This window comes from Nonomuraea glycinis, from assembly GCF_014646515.1.
GTDB classification, from domain to species: Bacteria; Actinomycetota; Actinomycetes; order Streptosporangiales; family Streptosporangiaceae; genus Nonomuraea; species Nonomuraea glycinis.
Window position 1 is genome coordinate 105,996 of the sequence record NZ_BMNK01000020.1, and the last position, 20,931, is coordinate 126,926.

21 protein-coding genes are annotated in these 20,931 nt (G+C 70.8%); 15 read left to right on the plus strand and 6 right to left on the minus strand.

The features are described 5' to 3' along the window. Nucleotides 1–41 precede the first annotated feature (41 nt). On the plus strand, nucleotides 42–710 hold the full coding sequence (locus tag IEY87_RS38970) for a DsbA family oxidoreductase (protein ID WP_225278102.1): 669 nt from the start codon (nucleotides 42–44) through the stop codon (nucleotides 708–710). Here the strand turns inward: IEY87_RS38970 and IEY87_RS38975 are convergent. After that, nucleotides 695–1,345, minus strand: coding sequence for a thymidine kinase (locus IEY87_RS38975; protein ID WP_189143880.1), 651 nt, complete (start codon nucleotides 1,343–1,345; stop codon nucleotides 695–697). The genes IEY87_RS38970 and IEY87_RS38975 overlap by 16 nt on opposite strands. A 75-nt stretch (nucleotides 1,346–1,420) precedes the next feature. On the opposite strand from IEY87_RS38975, the gene IEY87_RS38980 reads away from it, so the two are divergent. Together IEY87_RS38980 and IEY87_RS38985 are read left to right on the plus strand one after the other, a co-directional pair. Next, entirely contained in the window at nucleotides 1,421–1,792 is a 372-nt protein-coding gene (locus IEY87_RS38980; protein ID WP_189143881.1) for a hypothetical protein, read from the plus strand. Between the two features lie 6 nt (nucleotides 1,793–1,798). Beyond that, complete coding sequence (locus IEY87_RS38985; RefSeq protein WP_189143882.1) at nucleotides 1,799–3,805, plus strand: hydantoinase/oxoprolinase family protein; 2,007 nt, start codon at nucleotides 1,799–1,801, stop codon at nucleotides 3,803–3,805. A gap of 16 nt (nucleotides 3,806–3,821) precedes the next feature. On the opposite strand, the gene IEY87_RS38990 is transcribed toward IEY87_RS38985, so the two are convergent. Further along, nucleotides 3,822–4,019: a hypothetical protein gene (locus tag IEY87_RS38990; RefSeq protein ID WP_189143883.1), complete on the minus strand. Its 198-nt coding sequence runs from the start codon at nucleotides 4,017–4,019 to the stop codon at nucleotides 3,822–3,824. 24 nt (nucleotides 4,020–4,043) lie between these two features. On the opposite strand from IEY87_RS38990, the gene IEY87_RS38995 reads away from it, so the two are divergent. The 6 genes from IEY87_RS38995 to IEY87_RS39020 all read left to right on the plus strand — a co-directional run bounded on the left by IEY87_RS38995 (nucleotide 4,044) and on the right by IEY87_RS39020 (nucleotide 10,576). Then, entirely contained in the window at nucleotides 4,044–5,939 is a 1,896-nt protein-coding gene (locus IEY87_RS38995) for a hydantoinase B/oxoprolinase family protein (protein WP_225278103.1), read from the plus strand. A gap of 45 nt (nucleotides 5,940–5,984) precedes the next feature. After that, nucleotides 5,985–6,554 (plus strand): hypothetical protein, encoded by a 570-nt coding sequence (locus IEY87_RS39000; protein WP_189143884.1) that lies wholly within the window; start codon nucleotides 5,985–5,987, stop codon nucleotides 6,552–6,554. 178 nt (nucleotides 6,555–6,732) lie between these two features. Then, entirely contained in the window at nucleotides 6,733–7,617 is an 885-nt protein-coding gene (locus tag IEY87_RS39005) for a Gfo/Idh/MocA family protein (protein ID WP_189143885.1), read from the plus strand. An 83-nt stretch (nucleotides 7,618–7,700) separates the two neighbouring features. Continuing rightward, the gene (locus IEY87_RS39010) at nucleotides 7,701–8,348 is read left to right on the plus strand and encodes a hypothetical protein (protein ID WP_189143886.1); all 648 of its coding nucleotides are present in this window, start codon (nucleotides 7,701–7,703) and stop codon (nucleotides 8,346–8,348) included. Between the two features lie 113 nt (nucleotides 8,349–8,461). Continuing rightward, the gene (locus IEY87_RS39015) at nucleotides 8,462–9,469 is read left to right on the plus strand and encodes an NAD-dependent epimerase/dehydratase family protein (RefSeq protein WP_189143887.1); all 1,008 of its coding nucleotides are present in this window, start codon (nucleotides 8,462–8,464) and stop codon (nucleotides 9,467–9,469) included. A gap of 33 nt (nucleotides 9,470–9,502) precedes the next feature. Beyond that, nucleotides 9,503–10,576: a dihydrodipicolinate synthase family protein gene (locus tag IEY87_RS39020; RefSeq protein WP_225278104.1), complete on the plus strand. Its 1,074-nt coding sequence runs from the start codon at nucleotides 9,503–9,505 to the stop codon at nucleotides 10,574–10,576. Nucleotides 10,577–10,609: 33 nt separating this feature from the next. Here IEY87_RS39020 and IEY87_RS39025 read toward each other — a convergent pair whose 3' ends face one another. Further along, nucleotides 10,610–11,815 carry a response regulator gene (locus tag IEY87_RS39025; protein ID WP_225278105.1) on the minus strand — a complete coding sequence of 402 codons (1,206 nt, stop codon included), beginning with the start codon at nucleotides 11,813–11,815 and terminating at the stop codon, nucleotides 10,610–10,612. A 58-nt stretch (nucleotides 11,816–11,873) separates the two neighbouring features. Here IEY87_RS39025 and IEY87_RS39030 point away from each other — a divergent pair, with 58 nt between their 5' ends. From IEY87_RS39030 to IEY87_RS39050, 5 genes are all read left to right on the plus strand, one after another. Continuing rightward, nucleotides 11,874–13,025, plus strand: a complete 1,152-nt coding sequence (locus IEY87_RS39030) for a DegT/DnrJ/EryC1/StrS family aminotransferase (protein ID WP_225278106.1) — start codon at nucleotides 11,874–11,876, stop codon at nucleotides 13,023–13,025. An 85-nt stretch (nucleotides 13,026–13,110) separates the two neighbouring features. After that, the gene (locus IEY87_RS39035; RefSeq protein WP_189143888.1) at nucleotides 13,111–14,355 is read left to right on the plus strand and encodes an ABC transporter substrate-binding protein; all 1,245 of its coding nucleotides are present in this window, start codon (nucleotides 13,111–13,113) and stop codon (nucleotides 14,353–14,355) included. Nucleotides 14,356–14,382: 27 nt separating this feature from the next. Further along, entirely contained in the window at nucleotides 14,383–15,249 is an 867-nt protein-coding gene (locus IEY87_RS39040) for a carbohydrate ABC transporter permease (RefSeq protein ID WP_225278107.1), read from the plus strand. Then, a complete protein-coding gene (locus IEY87_RS39045) occupies nucleotides 15,246–16,064 on the plus strand; it encodes a carbohydrate ABC transporter permease (protein ID WP_189143889.1) in 819 nt (272 codons plus the stop codon). Before IEY87_RS39040 ends, IEY87_RS39045 begins: the two co-directional genes overlap by 4 nt. Nucleotides 16,065–16,074: 10 nt before the next feature. Continuing rightward, a complete protein-coding gene (locus tag IEY87_RS39050) occupies nucleotides 16,075–16,953 on the plus strand; it encodes a dihydrodipicolinate synthase family protein (RefSeq protein ID WP_225278108.1) in 879 nt (292 codons plus the stop codon). Here IEY87_RS39050 and IEY87_RS39055 read toward each other — a convergent pair. The 3 genes from IEY87_RS39055 to IEY87_RS39065 all read right to left on the minus strand — a co-directional run bounded on the left by IEY87_RS39055 (nucleotide 16,950) and on the right by IEY87_RS39065 (nucleotide 19,756). Beyond that, a complete protein-coding gene (locus IEY87_RS39055; RefSeq protein WP_189143890.1) occupies nucleotides 16,950–17,972 on the minus strand; it encodes a S66 family peptidase in 1,023 nt (340 codons plus the stop codon). The genes IEY87_RS39050 and IEY87_RS39055 overlap by 4 nt on opposite strands. A gap of 120 nt (nucleotides 17,973–18,092) precedes the next feature. Continuing rightward, nucleotides 18,093–18,203 carry a DUF397 domain-containing protein gene (locus IEY87_RS46865; protein WP_189143965.1) on the minus strand — a complete coding sequence of 37 codons (111 nt, stop codon included), beginning with the start codon at nucleotides 18,201–18,203 and terminating at the stop codon, nucleotides 18,093–18,095. 89 nt (nucleotides 18,204–18,292) lie between these two features. Next, entirely contained in the window at nucleotides 18,293–19,756 is a 1,464-nt protein-coding gene (locus IEY87_RS39065; RefSeq protein ID WP_189143891.1) for a serine hydrolase domain-containing protein, read from the minus strand. 357 nt (nucleotides 19,757–20,113) lie between these two features. On the opposite strand from IEY87_RS39065, the gene IEY87_RS39070 reads away from it, so the two are divergent. Beyond that, a complete protein-coding gene (locus IEY87_RS39070; RefSeq protein ID WP_189143892.1) occupies nucleotides 20,114–20,851 on the plus strand; it encodes a TetR/AcrR family transcriptional regulator in 738 nt (245 codons plus the stop codon). Nucleotides 20,852–20,931 lie beyond the last annotated feature (80 nt).

The following is a 20,931-nucleotide window of genomic DNA, read 5'->3' on the forward strand; positions in this document are numbered from 1 at the left end:
TGAGAGGAATGCCGGAGACGCGGCGCGGGTTGTCATCGAGCGTGAAAGTTGAGATCTTCTCCGACGTTGTCTGCCCCTGGTGCTATATCGGCCATGTCCGCTTCGCCAAGGCGGCGGAGGCGTTCCGCGCCAAGGGCGGCACGATCGATGTGACGATGCGCCCCTTCCAGCTCGATCCCAGCGCCCCCGCCGAGGCCGAGCCGGTGCTCACGATGCTGAAGCGCAAGTTCGGCGGCGACGCCGGGCAGATGGCCGACAGGGTCATCGGCCTGGGCGCCGAGGAGGGCCTGGAGCTGCGCTACGACCGGGCGCTGAGCGTCAACACGCTGCGGGCGCACCGGCTGGTCGAGGTGGCCGTCGGGCAAGGGCTCGGCACGGAGATGGCCGAGCGGCTGTTCCGCGCGCACTTCACCGACGGGCTGGACGTCGGCGACCCCGAGGTGCTGGCCGGGCTCGCCACCGAGGTGGGCGTACGCGACACGGGCGAGGGCGCCGAGCAGGTGGCCGAGCAGATCGCCAGGGCGCGCTCGCTGGGCATCACCGGGGTGCCGCTGTTCCTGTTCGAGGGCCAGTTCGCGGTGTCGGGCGCGCAGCCGGTGGAGACGTTCGAGGCCGCGATCGACGAGGTCGCCGAGCGCACCGGCCAGAAGCCGATCACCCAGCTCGCCGCCCCCGCCGACGGGTGCGACGACGGCTACTGCGCGGTCTGAGCGGGCATGCCCTCGCCGAGCAGCCCCGAGCGGTGGTGGCGGCGGCAGAGCACCTGGTAGCGGACAGGGGAGGCGTCGGTGTCGCCGATGACCACCTGCTCACCGGTCCGCACCAGTCGCCCGCCGACGATCCGGCCGTTCAGCAGCCCCGGCCGCCCGCACCAGCACAGCACCTCGACCTGCAGCCGGCACACCTCGTCGGCGAGCTCGAACAGCCGCTGCGCCGCCGGGAACATCACCGACCGGAAGTCCGAGGCGAGCCCGAAGGCGTAGACGTCGACGCCGTGCAGGTCCACCAGGTCGGCGAGCTGCTCGATCTGCGCCACGGTGTAGAAGCACGCCTCGTCACAGATGAGGTAGTCGATCCGGTCGTGCTCGCGTACCAGCTCCACCAGATTCAGATCGTCGATCACCTCGACGGCCTCCCGGCCGAGCCCTATCCTGCTGGTGACCCTCGGGCCGCCCGATCTGTCATGTTTGGTCAGCACCAGGCCGCGCCTGCCCTGGCGGCTGTGGTTGTAGTTCATCTGCAGCGCCAGCGTGGACTTCCCGCAGTCCATGGGGCCGAAGTAGAACTTCAGCACGGCGGCGCGAGACCCGGACGGCACAGGAGACAAGGCAGACAGATCGGTCACGGGGTGCCACCTTATCGCTTGGCTAGTTCTATGACCTCATGGGAGATTTCTCCTCTGAAACAACAGGAGGAATCTGTGGTCACCGACAAACCGCCCACACTCGACGCCATGATGACGCCGGATGACATCACGGCCGCGCAGGCCGATGCGGCCAGATGGCGTTACGGCTTCCTCGTGGTGGTGACGGGCATCATCGCCGTGCTTGTCGCGTTCGGCGCCGCCGTGTTCGCCACCGGGGAGTTCGCCGCGCTGTTCGCCGGAGTGGCCGGGGTGGTCGGCACCATCATCGGCGCCTACTTCGGCGTGCAGGCCGGCCAGTCGGGTAAGGCCAGAGTGGAGGCCGAGCTGGCCAAATCTCAGGAGATGGTGGTGCGGCTCGCGGCCTACGTCGGCACCGAGAACGCACCGAAGGTCATCCACGAAGTGCTCGGCCGTCGCCGAAGCTGAGGAGCCATGGGAAGCGTCCGTATTGGAGTCGACACCGGCGGCACGTTCACCGATGTGGTGGCCGTGGACGAGCAGACCGGTGAGATCGTCACGACCAAGACCCCGTCCACGCCCGCCAACCCGGCCGACGGGTTCGTCACCGGCCTGGGCAAGCTGGGCGAGCACGAGGTGTCCTCGATCGTGCACGGCACCACCGTGGCCACGAACCAACTGCTCGAAGAGCGCGTCGCCGGCCTCGGCCTGATCACCACCGAGGGCTTCGAGTACATCCTGGAGATCGGCAGGCAGAGCGTCCCCGACGGTTACGGCAACTCCTACTTCTGGGTCAAGCCGCCGCGCATCGTCCCGGTGCACCTGGTGAAGACCGTCGGCGGCAGGCTCGACCACCTGGGCGCCGAGGTGCGGCCGTTCGCCGAGGAGCAGGCGGTCGAGGTGGCCCGCTGGTTCCGCACCCGGGGCGTCAACACGATCGGCGTCTGCTTCCTGCACGCCTACGCCAACCCGGAGCACGAGCGGCGGATGCGGGAGGTGCTGGCGCGCGAGCACCCGGAGGCGGTCGTCTCGATCTCCAGCGACGTGCTGCGCGAATACCGCGAGTACGAGCGCGCCGTCACCACCCTGGTCGACGCGGCGGTCAAGCCCGGCATGCGGCGCTACATCGCCAACCTGTCGAGCCGCCTGGGCAGGCCGTTCTCGGTGATGAAGTCCAATGGCGGCGTGCTGTCGGCCCGTGAGGTCGTCAACCAGCCCATCACCACCGTGCTGTCGGGGCCGGCGGCGGGCGCGCTCGGCGCGGCGCTGATCGCCGGCACGGCCGGCCATCCGTCGGTGATCACCCTGGACGGCGGCGGCACCTCCACGGACGTGGCGGTGGTGATGGACGGCGAGCCGTCCATCACCACCGAGGGCGCGGTCGGCCGCTACCCGTGCAAGATTCCGATGATCGACATCGTCACCGTGGGAGCGGGCGGCGGCTCGATCGCGTGGATCTCGCCGGAGGGCACGCTCAAGGTCGGCCCCCGCTCGGCGGGCGCCGAGCCCGGCCCCCTCTGCTACCGCAGGGGTGGCACCGAGGTGACCGTCACCGACGCGCACGTCTACCTCGGGCGCATCCCGCCGCACCTGCTCGGCGGTGAGATCCCGCTCGACTTCGACGCCGCCAGGATGGGCGTCGAGGCGCTCGCGGACAAGCTCGGGCTCACCCCCGAGCGCACCGCGACGGGGATCCTGGAGATCAGCGCGTTCAACCAGAGCAACGCGATCCGCCGGCTCACCGTCAAGCGCGGCCTGGACGTACGGGACTTCCCGCTGGTGACGTTCGGCGGCTCGGGGCCGCTGCTGGCCTGCCGCCTCATCGACATCCTCGGCCTGCCCGCGGTGATCGTCCCGCCCGAGCCGGGGAACGTGTCGGCGTTCGGGCTGCTCACCGTGGACGTCAAGAACGACTACGTCCGTACGCACGTCACCCGCGACCTGGAGCCGGCCACGACGGCGCGGCTCTTCGCCGACTTGGAGGCGGAGGCGGCCGAGGCGCTCGACCGCGAGGGCTTCGACCAGCCGGTCTACGCCCGCAGCGCCGATCTGCGCTACTACGGGCAGGCGTACGAGGTCCGCGTCCCCGCCCCGGCCGGCCCGATCGACGAGGGCTGGCGGGAGGAGGTGTCGAGCCGCTTCCACGACGCCCACGAGAAGCTGTACGGCTACGCCTACCGCGACGACGAGCGACACGGCGTCGAATGGGTCAACTTCCGGGTCTCCGGCATCGGGCCGATCACCCGGCCGGCCATCCGGCGCGACCCGTACCAGAAGGTCGAGCCGGTGGCGGCGAGCAGGAAGGTGTACTTCGAGGAGCGGCACGACACGCCGATCCACCAGCGCGCCGCGCTGGCGGCAGGCACGGTCGTCGAGGGCCCCGCGATCATCGAGGAGTACGGCTCCACCATCCCCATCCACCCCGGTTTCACCGCGACAGTGGACGAGTACGGCAATGTGGAGGTGCGGCGTGAACAGTGAGACTCCGGTGAACGGCTCAGCGGCACCTCCCGAGCCGCCGGCGGCCTTTGAGGCGGACATGGACCAGCACGCGGCCCCAGGCGTGGACCAGCACGCGGCCCCAGCCGTGGACCAGCATGCGGCCCAGGACATGGACCAGCACACGGCCCCAGCCGTGGACCAGCATGCGGCCCAGGACATGGACCAGCACGTAGACCTGGACGAGGACCGTCATGTAGACCCGTATGCGGTCACGGACGTGAGCGCGGAGAGCGTGAACGGGCGCGGGGTGAGTGCGGCGGACCCGATTCTGGTGGAGATCGTCGAAGGGACGCTCGCCTCGGTGGAGAAGGAGGTCGAGACCGCCATCGCGCGCACCGCCCGCTCGCCGATGATCCGCGACGCGCACGACTTCCGCGCGGGCATCCACGACGTACGGCTGCGCAAGCTGACCGGCCGCTCCTACAGCGCGCTCGTCCAGCCGATCGTCCGTGACTTCCCCGTCGAGACGATGAAGCCGGGTGACGTCTACTTCCACAACGACGTCTACCTGTCCGAGGGCGGCATCGGCCACCTGCCCGACCTGTGCGTCACCGTCCCGGTCTTCCACCAGGGCGAGGTGGTGGCGTTCGTGCAGGCGTTCGGCCACCACGACGACATCGGCGGGTCGGTGCCGGGCTCGATGCCCTCGCACGCCCGGTCGGTGTACGAGGAGGGGCTGATGGTCCCGCCGATCAAGCTGTGGGACCAGGGGGTGCCGAACGAGACGGCGCTGCGCATCATGACGCGCAACTCCCGGATGCCGGACTCGCTCGCCGGGGACCTCGACGCCGAGTGCTCGGCCTGCCTGATGGGCGCCCGCCGCCTGAGCGAGCTCTTCGGCAGATACGGCAGGGCCGCCGTCGAGGAGTGCTTCGACGCGATCATCGACAAGACCACCGAGACGTTCCGCAGGGAACTGCTGGCCAAGATCCCCGAGGGCGTCTACACCTGGGAGGACTACGCCGAGCATGACGGCGTCGACGAGCCCCGCCTGCACGCCCAGCGCATCACGCTCACCGTCGACCACTCGGCCCCGGAGCGCAGGAGCTCGCGACGGGAGGGCGACGAAGACGCCGGCCAGGAGCACGCGCCGCTGACGATCGACTTCACCGGCACGTCACCGCAGGCCAAGGGGCCGATCAACCACGCGGGCGACTACGCCGACGGCGTCTTCCTGAAGAAGTGGCTCGCGCCGATCCTGCGCAACCTGGCCGACACCCCGGAGCGCATGGCCGAGCTCGACGTCAACGAGGGCGTCGTGCCGCTCATCAAGATGATATTTCCGGAAAAGGGGACTCTGCTCACCCCGATCTTCCCCGCCCCCACCAACGCCCGCACCTTCGTCATCCTGCGCCTGCTGGGCGTCCTGGCCGGCGTGCTGGCCAAGGCCACGGGCGGCCGGATGCCCGCCGACCAGGAGACCATCCGCTACACCGGCGTGCACGGCGTCGACGCCGACGGGCAGCCGTACCTGATGAGAGAGGTTCTCGGCGGCGGCTCCGGCGGGCGCTGGTACGCCGACGGCGAGGACACCATCCACGTGGTGCCGGACTCCCGCAACATCCCGGTCGAGTTCGCCGAGGCCCGCTGGCCGTTCCGGGTGGAGCGGCTCGCGCTGGCCTGCGACTCGGGCGGCCCCGGCATGTTCAGGGGCGGCCTCGGCTACGACAAGCACATCCGCATGCTGCGGGACGCGTCGTACATGTCCATCGCCGACCGCTCGATCCTGTCCTGCTGGGGCGTCAACGGCGGTCTCGCCGGCCGGCCGTTCCGGGTGGAGATCGCGGGCAAGGAGATGGAAGGGCTGGTGGACGACCACCCGGTGCAGGCGGGCGACACGATCCGCATCCGCACCACGGGCGGCGGCGGCTGGGGCTCCCCCTACGACCGCGACCCACGCGCCGTGGCGGCCGACGTCCGCGACGGCAAGGTCTCGATCGCGGGCGCCCTCGGCGACTACGGCGTGGTCCTGGACGGCGACCGCATCGACGAACAGGGCACCGCCGAACTCCGCGCCAATCTCCGCCCCACCACCGACCGCTTCTTCGACCGGGGCCCCGGCTACGCCAGACTCTCCGGCGGCCGCACTTCCGCCGAGGTGGACGAAATGTGAAGAGGCGATCACTGTACGTGAACGGCGGGGCTAGCATGATTCCTCGTGAACCCCCCGTTCTCCGCCTACGTCGACGAATCGATGCTGCTCACCCAGGGCCTCTACCTCATGGCTGCGGTATTCGTAGGCCCGATCCACGCTGACGCGTGCCGTCACGACCTTCGGGCCCTGCTACTGCGACGGCAGAAGCGGCTGCATTGGCGTGACGAGAACGACAAGCGTCGCGCACAACTCATCGAGGCAGTGGCCGCACTGCGCCCGACGGGCATCGTCGTCGTGGGCGCGGGCTTGGACCCCAAACGTCAGGAACGAGCGCGTCGTAAGTGCATGGAACACTTGCTCTGGGAGATGGGTGGCCACCATGTCCACGACGTGATCTTCGAGCGCCGGCACAGCGAGCTTGACCTACGAGACCATGAACTGGTCGCCGTCCTTCAAGGGCGCCACTCGATGCCACCGAAGTTGCGCCTGTCGTGGCGCGACCCCTTGACGGAACCTCTGCTCTGGCTTCCGGACATCATCGCGGGCGCCTTGTCCCGAGCGGAGCGTGGAGACTGCAGATTTTGGAGCCAGGTCAACGCAGACCTGCTCGTCCGGCGCATCGATGCGCGATGACATCGCGAAGCCCGGGCTTCCGTCGTCCGGCGGTCCACCCGGGCTCACTTCCAATCCCCCCATAGGAGGCGGCGTCTTCAGCGTACCCGGCCGAGCACTCAGTGTCACCTGAACGGTGGTTCGGCGGGGCTGCCATGATGGGCTGCGATTGCTCAGCTGACCTGAAATGGAGGACACCGTGCGCATCGTTTTCGCCGGTCTGGCCACCAGCCATCCTTACGCCGACGCCCGGACGCTGGCCCGGCACGCCGAGTTGGTGGTGTGGGAGCGGGATCCGGAGCGGTTGCGGCGGTTCGCCGAGGAGTTCCCGCAGGCGCGGGTGGTGGACAGTCTGGCGCGGGCGCTGGACAGCGGGCCGGACGGGGTGGTGCTGACGGTGCCCAATCCGCAGGTGCCCGAGGCGCTGGGCGAGGTGCTGAAGACGGGGGTGGCGTGTTTCGTGAACAAGCCCGCCGCCGCAACGCGCGAGCAGTTGGCGCGGCTCGACCGGCTGCCGATCCACGAGCGGGTGATGTCGTCCTCGGTGCTGAGGTTCGCGCCGGCCTTCGCCGGGGTGCGGGTCGATCCGGGCGACGTGCTGTCCGTGCGCGCGACCGTACGGCATGACGTGGGGCTCTGGGCGACCGGCTACAACGCCTGGCAGGACACCCCCGCCGAGGGCGGCGGGACCATGGTGACCATGGGCGTGCACGGGGTGGAGTTGCTGGTGGCGCTGCTCGGGCCGGAGGTGCGGCTGGTCGGGGCGGCCCGGGCCACCCGGCACTACGACACCCTCAGGTCGGAGGACACCGGGGTGCTGGCCCTGCAGTGGGGGAGCGGGATCACCGGCGTGGTCGAGATCGTCGGCGTGTCGGACGGTGAGTCGTACGGCGTCACCGTGCATCGGCGCGGCGGGTCGGAGCACATCGTGATCGAGGGCGGCGACGATCCGGTGCTGGGGCTCGGTTACGCCGGGACGATCGAGGCGTTCCTGCGGATGGTCGGCGGCGCGCCCAGCCCGGTGCCCTGGCGGCAGACCCGGGCCATCCTCGACGTCCTCGTCTCCGCGCGCGAGACGGCTTGAACCTCCGCGCGCGAGACGGCCTGAACCTTCGCAGGCCCGGGGGCGTCTCACTACCCGGGACCACGGGAGAGCGGGGAGATTCGATGACGAGCAAGGCGCTGCGGGCAGTGGCCGGTGTCGCGGTCGCGGGAGCGGTCGTCCTGAGCGGTGGGACGGTGGCGTTCGCCGGGACCGCGCCGGCGATACCGACCGGCTTCCTGCTGCACGAGAAGACGGCCCGCGAGCCGGTGAAGTACCCGGACGAGGAGAAGTGGACGATCAGCGAGAGCCGCACCCTCAATCTCGTCGTCAACCCCTGCCGTCTCAAGAGCCCGCGCGACAAGGGGCGGGTGGCGATGCGGACGATCGGGCACACCGCGCCCGAGCACTACTCCGGTGAGCAGGTGGTCATCTACCGCTCCCGCGCCGCCGCCAAGGCCGCGATGGCGAGCCTGCGCGCGCAGGTGGTGCGCTGTGTCCATGCCGCCGAAGGCTCCTTCGTCACGCGTGCGTACGCCACCTCGGTGAGCGTCGGGGACCAGGCCTTCCGCTTCGCGCGCCAGAACTACTTCGAGTCCAAGCCCGCCATCGGCGGCGATCGGGCGGTCGTGGTGCGCAAGGCCCGCGCGGTGGCCATCTACACCGTGTCAGGCGAATACGGGCGCATCCGCCCCACCGACTACACCAGGCAGCTCGCCGGGGCCAGGACGATGGCCGCCAAGCTCTGCTCCCTGCCCGCTACGGGCTGCTGACCGGCGGACCGGGCGCAGCCGGTCTTTCGCCCTGATCTGGGAGGTCGCACGTTGACAGGCGCCAGCTGACCAAGTTACGGTCTGGACCGTAACTGTCAGATGGAGGAGGCCGGGTGCGGACCACAGCGGAACTCGAGGAGCGGCTGGCGCGGCCGAGCGCCGGGCTGGTGAGCGACCTCGCCGGACTCGACGGGGACATCATGATCCTCGGCGCCGGCGGCAAGCTGGGCCCGAGCCTGGTGCGGCTGGCGCTGAACGCCACCGGGGGCGACCGCCGGATCATCGCGGTGTCCCGCTTCTCCGAGCCGGGGCTCGCCGACGGGCTCCAGGACGCGGGCGCCACCGTGGTGCGCGCGGACGTGGCCGACGAGCGGGCCCTGCGCGACCTGCCCGACGCGCCCAACGTGGTCTTCCTGGTCGGCGCCAAATTCGGCACCCAGGGGCGTGAGCACGCCACCTGGTTCACCAACGCCTACCTGCCGGGCCGGGTCGCCGACCGGTTCGCGGGCAGCCGGATCGCCGCCCTGTCGACCGGGAACGTCTATCCACTCGTGCCCGTCACCAGCGGCGGCAGCACCGAGACCGACCCGACCGGCCCGGTCGGCGACTACGCGATGAGCTGCCTCGGCAGGGAGCGGGTGCTGACGCACTTCGCCGAGACCAACGGCACCCGCCTGTCGCTGATCCGCCTCAACTACGCCGTCGAGCTGCGTTACGGCGTGCTGGTCGACCTGGCGCAGAAGGTCCTGGCCGGCCAATCGATCGACCTGGCGACGGGCCAGGTCAACGTGGTGTGGCAGGGGTACGCGAACGAGGTCGCCCTCCGCTCGCTGCCGCTCGCCGACACGTCGCCGTACGTGCTCAACGTCACGGGCCCCGAGTTGCTCTCGGTCCGTCAGGCGGCCCTGGCCCTGGGCGCCGAGCTGGGCGTGGAGCCGGTGTTCAGCGGCGAGGAGGCGCCGACGGCGCTGCTGTCGAACGCCTCCAAGTGCCACCGGCGGTTCGGCTACCCGGACATCACGCCCCAGGAGCTGATCGAGCACACCGCCCGCTGGGTGGCCGGCGGCGGGCCGCTGCTGGGCAAGCCGACCAAGTTCGAACGCCGTGACGGCCGTTTCTGACAGATGACAGTCGTTTCGGACGGACAGCTTTTCATGATGAGGGGGACGAACGTGCTCAGCACGGCTCCAGAGGCGCAGATGTCGGTGCGTGACCTGTTCAGGCGCGGCCTGGTGATTCCGGCCCATCCGCTGGCCCTGACGGCGGACCGGAAACTGGACGAGCGCCGCCAGCGCGCCCTGACCCGCTATTACGTGGACGCCGGGGCGGGCGGGCTGGCGGTGGGAGTGCACACCACCCAGTTCGCCATCCACGGCACCGGACTGCTGGCTCCGGTGCTCGAACTGGCCGCCTCCACGGCCCGCGAGTTCGAGCGCGAGGTGGTGCTGGTGGCGGGCGCCACCGGGCCGACCGCGCAGGCGGTGGCGGAGGCCGAGCTGGCCAGGTCGCTCGGCTATCACATGGTGCTGCTGAGCCCGTACCGCGAGCTGGACGAGGACGGGCTGGTCGAGCGGGCCAGAGCGGTGGGCGAGGTGCTGCCGGTGATCGGCTTCTACCTGCAGCCCGCGGTGGGCGGCCAACCCTTGTCACGAAATTTCTGGACTCGGTTGGCGGCGATCGAGTCGGTGGTCGGCATCAAGGTCGCCCCCTTCGACCGCTACCGTACGCTCGACGTCCTGCACGGCGTGGTCCGCGCGGGCCGCGCCGCCGAGGTCGCCCTCTACACGGGCAACGACGACCACATCCTGGCGGATCTCATCACCCCCCACCGGGTCGTGGTGGACGGGCGCGAGGTGGAGGTGGAGTTCGTCGGCGGCCTGCTGGGTCAGTGGGCGGTCTGGGTGCGGCGCGCGGTGGAGCTCCTGGAGGAGGCCAAGCTGGCCCGCGCCGGCGACGACGCGGCGGTCCGGCGCCTGCTCACCCTGGACGGCCACCTGACGGACGCGAACGCGGCCATCTTCGACACCGCCAACGACTTCCACGGGTGCATCCCCGGCATCCACGAGGTGCTGCGCCGCCAGGGCCTGCTGGCCGGCCGCTGGTGCCTGGACCCCGCGGAGGAGCTCTCCCCGGGGCAACTCGCCGAGATCGACCGCGTCTGGGCGGCCTACCCCTGGCTCCGCGACGACGAGTTCGTCACCGAGGGCCTGGACCGCTGGCTGTCCTGACCCATGGAGAGCTCCCGTACGGCGCGTGCCGGATCAGAGGGTGAGCCGGTAGAGGGTGAGCGGGCGGCCGCTGGAGCCGCTGGTGAGGTTGCCGGTGCGCTCGGCCAGCCCGGCCAGCTCCAGGCGATGCAGCATGCGGCGGGCGGTGCGCTGCTGGACAGCGAGGCGGTCGGCGATCTCGCGCGTGGTCAGCGGCTCGTCGCCGACGGCCGCCCGGGCCTCCAGGAGCTTCTCCAGCGTGGGCAGCGACAGGCCCACCCGGCGGGCGATGACCGAGAGGTTCTGCTCGCCCGCCGGGCCGGTGGGCACCGACTCCAGGACGATGTCGGTGTCGGCGCGCAGCGACAGGACCGCGGCCACGTCGCCGATCCGGCGGGCGCGGGCCAGCGCGCGGCGGGCCAGGCTCTCCGCCTCCGCGGCGCTGCGGCCCAGGCCGAAGCCGACGCGCACCACCTGGTTGTGCACGGCCAGGCGGGCCAGCATGGGCAGGCCGGTGAAGCCGACGGAGGCGTCGTGCAGCGGGCCGCGGGTGGTGACCAGCAGGTGCGTGCCGCCGCGGAAGGCGGCGACGGTGCCGCCCAGCGCGGTGGCCTCGCGCAGCAGCCCTTCGTCGTTCTCCACCTCGATCAGGCCGAGCGCGATCTGCGCGTCCTCTTGGGCCTGCCCCTCGGCGGTGAGCAGGAGCTGGCGCAGCGCGACCCGCACCGAGTGCACCGAGGGGGCCAGGCGCAGCACGTGCGGGCCGTCGCGCAGCGCCTCGTGCGCGGAGCTCAGGCAGGTGATGACCGGATGCTCGGAGCCACGCCGATGGAAGGCGATCGCCTTGGCCGAGGTCATCTCCGGCCGGTAGGGCAGGATGCGCAGATCCTCGGTGGGCAGCCCCGCCTCGGCGAACGTCGCCGTCACGTCGGCGGCCGAGAGCGTGTCGATGGACAGGCGGGTCACGTCCTGCCCCTGGTGCTGGAGCCGTACCAGGGCGCTGAGCAGCGTCGCGCCCGTATAGTCGACGAACGCCGCGGGGCGGGTCAGCACGTCGGCGTCCCGGGCGAGCATGTACGGCACGATGCCGGTGAAGAGCCAGCCCTCGACGGCGTTGGCGTGCGCCTCGACGATCGCGGGCGCCTGCGCCTCGTGGTCGTAGTCGAGCCGCAGCGTGCTGACGCCCGGCTGCTCCTCGCAGGTGGCCGCGACCTGGTCCACCAGATCATGCGGACCGACGACACCGATGAGGATTGCCACCCACGCCTCCTATCGCTCATTACGGTCAAGACCGCAATTGTAACCTGTGAGGTACTCAGTGAAGTTCCCGTCCATGGCCGAGGCCGCGGGCCGCACGCTCGGCGACGAAGAGGTGGCCGCGGCGGAGCGGGTGATCCGTTCCGGCATGCTCAACTCCGTCTGGGGGACCGAGGCACGCGCGCTCGAACGCGAGATCGCGGAGCGGTATGGCGTGCGCCACGCGGTCGCGTGCAGCTCCGGCACCGCTGCCCTCCATCTCGCGGTCGTGGCCGCGGCGCCGGACCCTGGAGACGAGATCATCACGACGCCGATCACGGACTTCGGGACTGTGGCCCCCATCTTGGCGCAGAACGCCGTTCCTGTCTTCGCCGATGTCGATCCCTCCGACGGCAATCTCGATCCTGACGCCGTCGCGAAGCTGATCGGGCCGCGCACCCGGGCGATCATGGCCGTGCACCTGTTCGGGGCCCCGGCCAGGGTGGCGGAGTTGCGCGCGCTGGCCGACCGGCACGGCCTGGCCCTCATCGAGGACTGCGCGCAGGCCTGGCTCGCCGAGCTCCCCGAGGGAGGGCTGGCCGGGACCGTGGGCGACGTCGCCTGCCTGAGCCTGCAGCAGTGGAAGCACATCACCTGCGGCGACGGCGGCCTGGCGCTGACCGACGACGACGAGCGGGCCAGGAGGATGCGGCTGTTCTCCGACAAGGGCTGGGACCGGGCGGCCGGCCGCTCGTACGTCGCCTTCGGCCTGAACTACCGGATGACCGAGCTCCAGGCGGCCGTCGCGCGGGCCCAGCTCGCCAAGCTGCCCGGGGTGCTCGCCGCCCGCCGCAGGACCGCCCTGCGGCTCCTACAGGCCCTGGAAGGACTGCCAGGGGTACGGCTGCCGCGCCCGCAGGGGCACGCCTGGTGGCTGTTCCCGCTGGTGCTGCCCGGAGGCGGCGCTCCCGAGCTGGCCGGGCGGCTGCGCGAGGCCGGGATCCCGGCCCGGGCCGGCTACCTGGAGCAGCCGCTGAACCGCGCCCCCGTGTGGGACGCGCCGGTCTACGGAACCTCGCACTACCCTCTGGAGGGCTACACGCCCCACTCGTGCCCGGAGGCCGAGCGGATGGTCGCCGAGACGCTGCTGATCATCGACTGGAACGAGAACTACACCCCCGAGCACGTCGAGCTTGTCGCCCGCGAACTGGCGAAATTCCGGCCAAGGCCGTAGTTACGGTCAGGTATCAAGCATTGACCGCGCCAACCTGGCGTTACTAGGTTTCGGTCAGGACCGGTATTCATCGAAAGGATCCGCCATGAGGAAGATAACGGCAGTCGGCGTCGCGGCCGCGCTGAGCGTCGCCACCGCCGCCTGCGGATCGTCCAGCGGTTCGGACAAGAGCGCCGTGACCCTGTGGATGTACCCCGTGATCAGCGATCAGGCCAAGAGCCAGGAGTTCTGGGCCAAGGTGGAGAAGGACTTCGAGACGAAGAACCCCACCGTCGACGTCACCATCGACCAGCAGCCCTGGGAGGGCCGCCAGGAGAAGGTCACCACGGCGCTGGTCTCGAAGAAGGGCTTCGACCTGGTCGTGCTCGGCCCCGACCAGATCCCGCAGTACGCCCAGCAGGGCACGATCGAGCCGGTCGACGACGTCGTGGCCGCCGACAAGGCCACCTACCTGCCGAACTCGCTCACCGCTCTCACCGTCGACGGCAAGATCTACGGCGTCCCCATCTACCAGACGATCACCGCGCCGATCTACAACAAGAAGCTGTTCGCCGACGCGGGTGTGGACAAGGTGCCCGAGACGCTGGACGAGCTCAAGGCCGCCGCGCCCAAGCTGGCCGCCGACAAGGTCGCGATCCTGGACTACCCGGGCAAGCCCGAGGTCAGCCTGAACCAGAGCTTCTACCCGTTCCTGTGGGCCAACGGCGGCACCGTCTTCACCGCCGACGGCAAGGGCGTGGCCTTCAACGGCCCCGAGGGCGTCGCGAGCCTGCAGCTCCTGCTCGACCTCCAGAAGGCCGGCGGCCTGCCGGAGAACGCCCCCAGCAAGGGCAACGACATCGAGGGCGGCACCCTGGCCGCCGGCAAGACCGCCCTGTACCACGCGGCCACCGCCTTGCAGGCCGACCAGCTCGGCGCCGCCATCGGCGCGGAGAACGTGGGCATCGGCCTGCCGCTGGAAGGCGCCAAGCGGGTCGCGTTCGGCATCCCGGGCGGGCTGGTGCTGGCCAAGCACACCGAGAACAAGGACGCGGCCAAGAAGTTCGCCACCTTCCTCGCCTCGCCCGAGGTCGCCGGCGAGCTGGCCAAGGCGTCGGGCTTCTTCCCGGCCCGCACCGACGTGACGGTGCCGGACCAGTCGCCGTCGGCCAAGGAGTTCGCCAAGTCCCTCCAGTACGCCTTCCCCGGCGACACCCACCCCAAGGCCCGTCAGGTCATGGGCCTCATCGCCCCGCACGTCCAGGCGGCCCTGCTCGGCAAGGAAGACGCCAAGACGGCCCTGGACGCGGCGGCCGAGGAGGCCACCACGCTGCTCGGCAGCGGTGGCTGACACAAGGGCCTGTGAGAAAGGATCACCGTGCGCCATCGTCTGCGTGACCCGGTCGCCGGGTTGCTGTTCGTGCTCCCCGTGCTCGTCCTCTTCCTGATCTTCCGGATCTTCCCCTCCCTGGGGGCGGCGGGCATGAGCCTGACCGACTGGAACATCGGCGGCGAGTGGAGCTTCATCGGCGCCGACAACTACGTCAGGCTGCTCGACGATGTGAACTTCTGGCTCAGCCTCCGGGTCACGCTGGTGTACGCCGCGATCTACGTACCGCTCACCGTCGTGGTGTCGCTCGGCACGGCGCTGCTGCTCAACCAGGTGGTCTTCATGCGCGGGCTGTTCCGCGGCATGCTGTTCCTGCCGTACGTCACCAGCTTCGTGCTGGCGGGCGTCATCTGGCGCTGGATCTACGAGTTCGACGGGCTGATCAACGGCCTGCTGGCCCATGCCGGCCTCGGCCCGGTGGCGTTCCTGCAGGAGACCTCGCTGGTGCTGCCCGCGCTGGCCGTGGTGTCGGTGTGGAAGGGGTTCGGCTACTCGATGCTGATCCTGCTCGCCGGCATCAAGTCCATCCCCGCCTCCTACCTGGAGGCGGCCACGGTCGACGGGGCGGGCGCCTGGCAGCGCTTCCGGAGGATCACCTTGCCGCTGCTCAAACCCACCCTCTTCTTCGTGCTGGTGATCGAGACGATCAGCGCCTTCCAGGTCTTCGACACGATCTACGTGATGACCGGCGGCGGCCCCGCCAGGGCCAGCTACTCGCTCATCTACGGCATCTACGACCACGGCTTCCGGTCCTTCGACTTCGGCTACGCCGCCACCTGGGGCATGGTGCTCTTCGCGATCGTGCTGGTCGTGTCGCTGATCCAGCGCCGCTTCATGGGCCGGGGGGAGGTATGACGGCGGCCGCGGCCCGCCGCGTCAGGTGGCCCCTGATCGCGCTGCTGGGCCTGCTCTCGGTGCTGACCGTGAGCCCGTTCGTGGCCATGGTGGTCGTGGCGCTCACGCCCGCGGGCAAGCCGACCGTGCCCTCCCAATGGCCCGACTCGCTCACCTTCGACAACCTGACCAGGGTGCTGTCGTCGTCCGGGTTCGTGGACTGGACGCTCAACTCGGTCGTCTACTCGGTCGTCTCGGTGGTGGTCATCCTGCTCACCGCGTCGATGGCCGGCTACGCGTTCGCCAAGAAGCGCTTCCCCGGCCGCGACGCGATGTTCTGGACCTTCCTGGCCACCATGATGGTGCCGTTCCAGGCGACGCTCATCCCCACCTTCGTGATGGTCAACAGCCTCAACGGGGTGGACACGTTCTGGGGACTGATCGTGCCGACGCTGGCCAACGCGCAGGCGGTGTTCCTGATGCGGCAGTTCATCTTGGGCCTGCCGGATGAGCTGTTCGACGCGGCCAAGGTCGACGGCGCCTCCGAGCTGCGGGTCTACCTGACGATCGTGGTGCCGCTGACCCGGCCGATCATGGCCACGCTGGGCGTGTTCGTGTTCCTGTGGCACTGGAACGACTTCCTCTGGCCGCTGGTCGTGGGCCAGAGCGACGCGACCAGGACCCTGACGGTCGGGCTGACCACGCTGCGCACCGAGGAGACGCAGCTGTCCCTGCTGATGGCCTCGGCCACCATCTCGGTGGTGCCGTGCCTGCTGGTGTTCTTCCTGCTGCAGCGCTACCTGGTCAACAGCATCGCGATGACCGGCTTCAAATAGGCTCGGCGGCGTGGACACCTCCGCACGAGCCCTCCGTGACCGTCTGCGCGGCCGCCTCATCGCGGCCGCGGCCACCCCCATGAACGCGGCGGGGGAGGTGGATCCGGACATCGTCGAGCGTTACTTCGCCGGGCTGGTCGAGGACGGCGCGGGTGGCCTCGCGGTGCTCGCGCACACCGGCCGGGGACCGTTCCTGACGCCGGACGTGCGCGCCGCGGTGATCGAGCGCGCGGTCGCGCTCGGCGTCCCGGTGCTGGTCGGGGTGGGCGGCGGCGACCTGGAGAGCGCGGCGGACCAGGCCAGGACGGCCGCCGGGCGCGGGGCCGACGGCGTGCTGGTGTTCCCGCAGGCGGGCGACCGGCCGGCCCAGCACGAGGCCGTCTGGCAGGCGGCCCGCCTGCCGATGATCGCCTTCGACCTCTACACCCGGCCCTGCCCGCCGCCCGCGCTGCGCGAGATCCTCCGCCACCCCGGCGTCGCCGGCCTCAAGACGGCCCTGCTGTCGGACGCGATGGCCTGCCAGCAGGCCATCGCCCTCACCAAGGAGGCGGGCCGGCTGCCGATCACCGGCGAGGACCGCATGTTCGGCCCCTCGCTGCTGTGGGGAGCCGAGGCGGCCCTGGTCGGCATCGCCGCCGCGCACGTGGACCTGACCGGCGCGGTCATGCGCGCCTTCCACGGCACCGACCTGCCCGCCTTCCGCGCGGCCTCGGCCCGCCTCGACACGCTCGCCGAGGCCACCTTCACCGCGCCGATGGAGGGGTACGTCCAGCGCATGCTCTGGCTGGCGTCGGCCGAAGGCCGCATCCCGGACACCCACGCTCACGACCCCTTCGGCCCGCCCCTGCCCGACGACGAGCGGGCCGAGGTGCTGAAAGCGGTGCTCTAACTCAGGGTCTGGGTGAGTTCGTCCCGGTCGGCGGTGTGCCGCACCCGGCCGTACGCGCCGTTCACGATCGGCAGGTACGGCGGCACGTGGCCGCACTCGACGTCGGCGAGGATGGGCACGCCGAGGCCGCCGAGCGCGTCCAGCACCGCCTCGTGCTGGGTGAGCGAGGGCAGTTCCGGGGCCCGCGTGCGGCCGACGAGGATCGCGCCGGCCGCGTCGAAGAACCCGGCCAGCCGCATGCCGTGCAGGTTGCGGCAGATGGTGGCCGCGTCGTGCTCGCACGCCTCGACGTAGACCAGCAGCCTCTCGGGGGCTCGCGCGAAGGCCGTCGTGTCGCCGTACCGGCTGCCGGTGAGGTTGCACAGCATCTCCACGCAGCCGCCGATCAGGCGGCCCTCGGCCTCGACGTCGCCGCCGCCGTCCAAGCGCGTCCACCGGCCCGGGGTGTCGAGGGTCAGCTCGCTCACCTCCGGCCGGGTCGCCCAGTCGTCCCAGCCGTGGGCCCGGTGGCGGTTCGGGGAGACCTGCGTGAACGTCGTGCCCGCCTCCATCGCCACGATGTCCAGCCAGGAGAGCAGCCCCGGCGGCGGCTCGTACGGGGTGTCCATCAGGTTGTTGCCGTGCACGGTGGCGATGCCGGTGAGCAGGGTCAGCGGCGTGAGGATCGTCGACAGGTCGGAGTAGCCGACCAGCCAGGTGGGCTCCGCCGCGCGCAGCGCGTCCCAGTCGAGCAGCGGCAGCAGGTCGATCGCGGTCTCCCCGCCCCACGGGGGCACCACGGCCCTGACCCGCGGGTCGGTGAGCATCTCCATCAGCTCGCGGGCCCGCTCGGCGGCCGGTGCGCTGACATGACGGTCGCCGTCCATGCAGTCGCCGACGACGACCTGGTATCCGCGCGCTTCCACCACCTTGACGGCGGCCTGGAGACGAGGACGCAGATCCGCGCCGACCCCACTGGACGGGGCGGTGACGCCGACGAGGTCGCCGGGGCGTAGGGGAGCCGGGTATCTCACGGGCATACCCATGGTTACCATGCGCCCGGCCCGGCGGGCCTCCGGTTTTTCAGCGGCGGCCGGTGATGCGAAGGAACGGGCCCCCCAGAAAGCTCCGGGGGCCGCCTCATCGTGTTGGCTGCCTGGTCAGTCGAACTCGCCGTCCTTGACCCCGGCGATGAACGCATCCCACTCGTCGCGGGTGTACTCCACGAGGCCGGACTCCGGCCGCTTCGAGTTGCGGGCGTAGTGCTCCAGGTAGCGGGTGCGGGTCCGGCGTGGAGGGTGCGCGGGTCTGTCAGGTGGCCCGCATCACCTCCGCCAGGTCGTACGCCTCCTCGCCGGCGTCAGGCGATCTTGGGGGTGGCGCGCATGCCGACGTACACGCAGGCCGTGCCGTCGGCCAGGGTGGAGAAGACGACGGGCATGTAGTCCTCGCTGAAGGACGGGCCCGCCCCCGTGGCCGCGAAGACGGTCTGGGTCACCGGGAGCAACTCCATGTCCAGGGGCGGGGACATGTCCTTCATGTCGTCCACGAACTCGTAACGCATGCGCAGGCCGTCACCGTCGTCATCACCGGAGCCTCCGCTGTCCTGGCTGACGGTGATGACGACACCGGCGCGCCGGTAGGTGCCGAGCAGCGGGGTGACGTCCACGGCGGAGGGTTCGGCGGCCGGGCCGAAGGGGGCGGGCATGGTGACGCCGGCGAGTTCGGCGAGCAGGTCGCGGAACAGGTCGGCGTACAGGAGCCGGGCGCTGCCGCCGTTGGTCAGCAGGACCAGGGCGAGGCCGGCGTGCGGGACGACGCGCAGGTAGGCGTACTGGCCGATGGCGGCGCCGTCGTGGCCGTAGCCAGGCACGCCGTTCCAGTCGTAGAGGGTCCAGCCGAGGCCCCAGCCGTCGGCGGAGACGGTCCACTTGTCGGGCACGTCGGTCTCGCGGCGCTGCATGGCGGCGACTGCCTCGGCCGACAGCACCGGGCCGCCGCCGGCCAGGTGCATGGCGGCCAGGCGGGCCATGTCGCCGGCGGAGGTGATGACGCGGCCGGCGGGGCCGGCCGAGCGCGGCATGAGGTCCCAGGCGGGGGCCGGGTCGGGGTCGGCGCCGGGCCCGCCCAGGTGGCTCATCGCGGCCGGGAAGCGCAGCGCCTCCTCCGGCAGCGTCATCGAGCGCTCCAGGCCGAGCGGGGTGAACAGCAGGTCCTTGAGGGCCTGGTCCCAGGTGCGGCCGGTGAGCACCTCGATGAGGCGGCCCAGCACGATGTAGCCGAGCCCGCCGTAGGAGATCGCGGTGCCGGGCGGGCAGTCCAGCGGCACGTCCCGGGCGGCCTCGACGTAGCGGGCCAGGCAGTCGTCGCCGCGCCCGCCGTCGTAGTTGAAGTCGTTGGTGACGCCGCCGGTGTGCGACAGGAGCTGGCGGACGGTGATCGTCCGGGTGGCCACGGGGTCGGGGGTGGCGAACTCGGGCAGGACGTCGGCCACCCGGGTGTCCAGCGTCAGCCGGCCCTCGTCGATCAGCCGCATTACCAGGGTGGCCGTGTAGACCTTGGCGATCGAGCCGGACAGGAACACCGAGTCGGTCGTCACCTCCACGCCGGTGCCCCGGTGCAGCACGCCGCTCGCCAGCTCGTGCACCCGCCCGTTGACCAGCACCGCCAGTGACGCGCCCGGCACGTGGTGCCTGCGGCGCAGCTCGTCGAAGCGCGCCTGCCAGCGGGCCAGGTCAAAGGTCTGCCCCTGCGAGCCGGCACTCCCCCAGTCGCCGCCGGCCGTCCAAGCACCCTGCTCGGTCCACTGCACGTTCGTCGCCATGCTTCCTCCAGTGCGCTGCTCTCTCGATGCGCACACTGTACGCATGGTGGAGCGATGTGCGCAACCGCGCACGGTGATGCGGTTGAGACGGTCAGCGGACATGAGGCACCACCCTGCGGCGGTGCGGCGGTTCAGCCGTGCGGCTTGACGGCTCTACGGCGCAGCTATGCAGTGGTACGGCCGTGCGATGGTGCGGCGGTGCGCTCGTGCGGCTGTCGGCGAACGTGTAGCGCACGTGCGCGTTCTCGGCGCATGACGCATGTGGGGTGAGCCTTCGATGCCCACTGGACGGGATCGCTGTACGCACGCTGCGAACGTCGTACGCTACCATGGGCGTCCCGCGACGAGGAGACCTGTATGCCAGCCGAGAAGCAGCCCATCCCCTCGGTATGGGCCCGCCCGCGTCCCAAGCGGGAGCAGCCGTCGCTGAGTCGCGACCGGATCGTGTCCGAGGCCATCAAACTCCTGGACGCCGAGGGCATCGACGCCCTGAGCATGCGCAGCCTCGGCGCCCGGCTCAGCGCCGGAGCCACGTCTCTCTATCGGCATGTGGCCAACAAGGACGAGCTGATCGAGCTGGTCGTGGACGAGATCTACGGCGAGGTACGGGTGCCCGCCGCCGACCCCGCACGCTGGCGGGCGGCCGTCACCGAAACCGCCCACAGCCTGCGCTCGATGGTGCTGCGTCATCCCTGGGTCGTCTCCGTGCTCGGCCAGGTCGGGCTCGCCTACCTCGGGCCCAACCTGATGCGGCAGTCGGAGCGCATGCTCGCCCTGTTCAAAGCGGCGGGCTTCGCCGTTGACGAGGCCGATCAGGTTATGAATCTGCTCATCGCCTACGTCATCGGGATGACCACCAGCGAGGCCGCCTACCTGTCGGTGCTCGCCCGCAGCGGCCAGAACGAGCAGGACTGGCTTGAGAGCCTGCGACCGACCGCCGAACAGGCCCTGCAGGAATACCCGCTCCTGCGCGACGGGCGCGCGGCGGAGCAGACCAAGGATCCGGGGCAGATCCGCGCAGAGTCTTTCGTCTACGGCGTCGAGCGCATCCTGGATGGCTTGGAGACCAGGCTCGGCCGCACCTCCGCCCGTTGAGACACGGCCGGAGGCTGTCTCGGTCGGTACGAGGAGGAACGATTCGGGCACGCCCCGACGCGCTGACCAGTGGAGACTCT

Excerpts from the sequence above, each read along its gene's own strand:
- IEY87_RS38985 (WP_189143882.1), top strand. The coding sequence starts at position 1,799 with ATGGGAAGCGTCCGTATTGGAGTCGACACCGGCGGCACGTTCACCGAT.
- IEY87_RS38990 (WP_189143883.1), bottom strand. The coding sequence starts at position 4,019 with ATGACGGTCCTCGTCCAGGTCTACGTGCTGGTCCATGTCCTGGGCCGC.
- IEY87_RS39010 (WP_189143886.1), top strand. The coding sequence starts at position 7,701 with ATGACGAGCAAGGCGCTGCGGGCAGTGGCCGGTGTCGCGGTCGCGGGA.
- IEY87_RS39020 (WP_225278104.1), top strand. The coding sequence starts at position 9,503 with ATGATGAGGGGGACGAACGTGCTCAGCACGGCTCCAGAGGCGCAGATG.
- IEY87_RS39035 (WP_189143888.1), top strand. The coding sequence starts at position 13,111 with ATGAGGAAGATAACGGCAGTCGGCGTCGCGGCCGCGCTGAGCGTCGCC.
- IEY87_RS39045 (WP_189143889.1), top strand. The coding sequence starts at position 15,246 with ATGACGGCGGCCGCGGCCCGCCGCGTCAGGTGGCCCCTGATCGCGCTG.
- IEY87_RS39055 (WP_189143890.1), bottom strand. The coding sequence starts at position 17,972 with ATGCCCGTGAGATACCCGGCTCCCCTACGCCCCGGCGACCTCGTCGGC.
- IEY87_RS39065 (WP_189143891.1), bottom strand. The coding sequence starts at position 19,756 with ATGGCGACGAACGTGCAGTGGACCGAGCAGGGTGCTTGGACGGCCGGC.
- IEY87_RS39070 (WP_189143892.1), top strand. The coding sequence starts at position 20,114 with ATGCCAGCCGAGAAGCAGCCCATCCCCTCGGTATGGGCCCGCCCGCGT.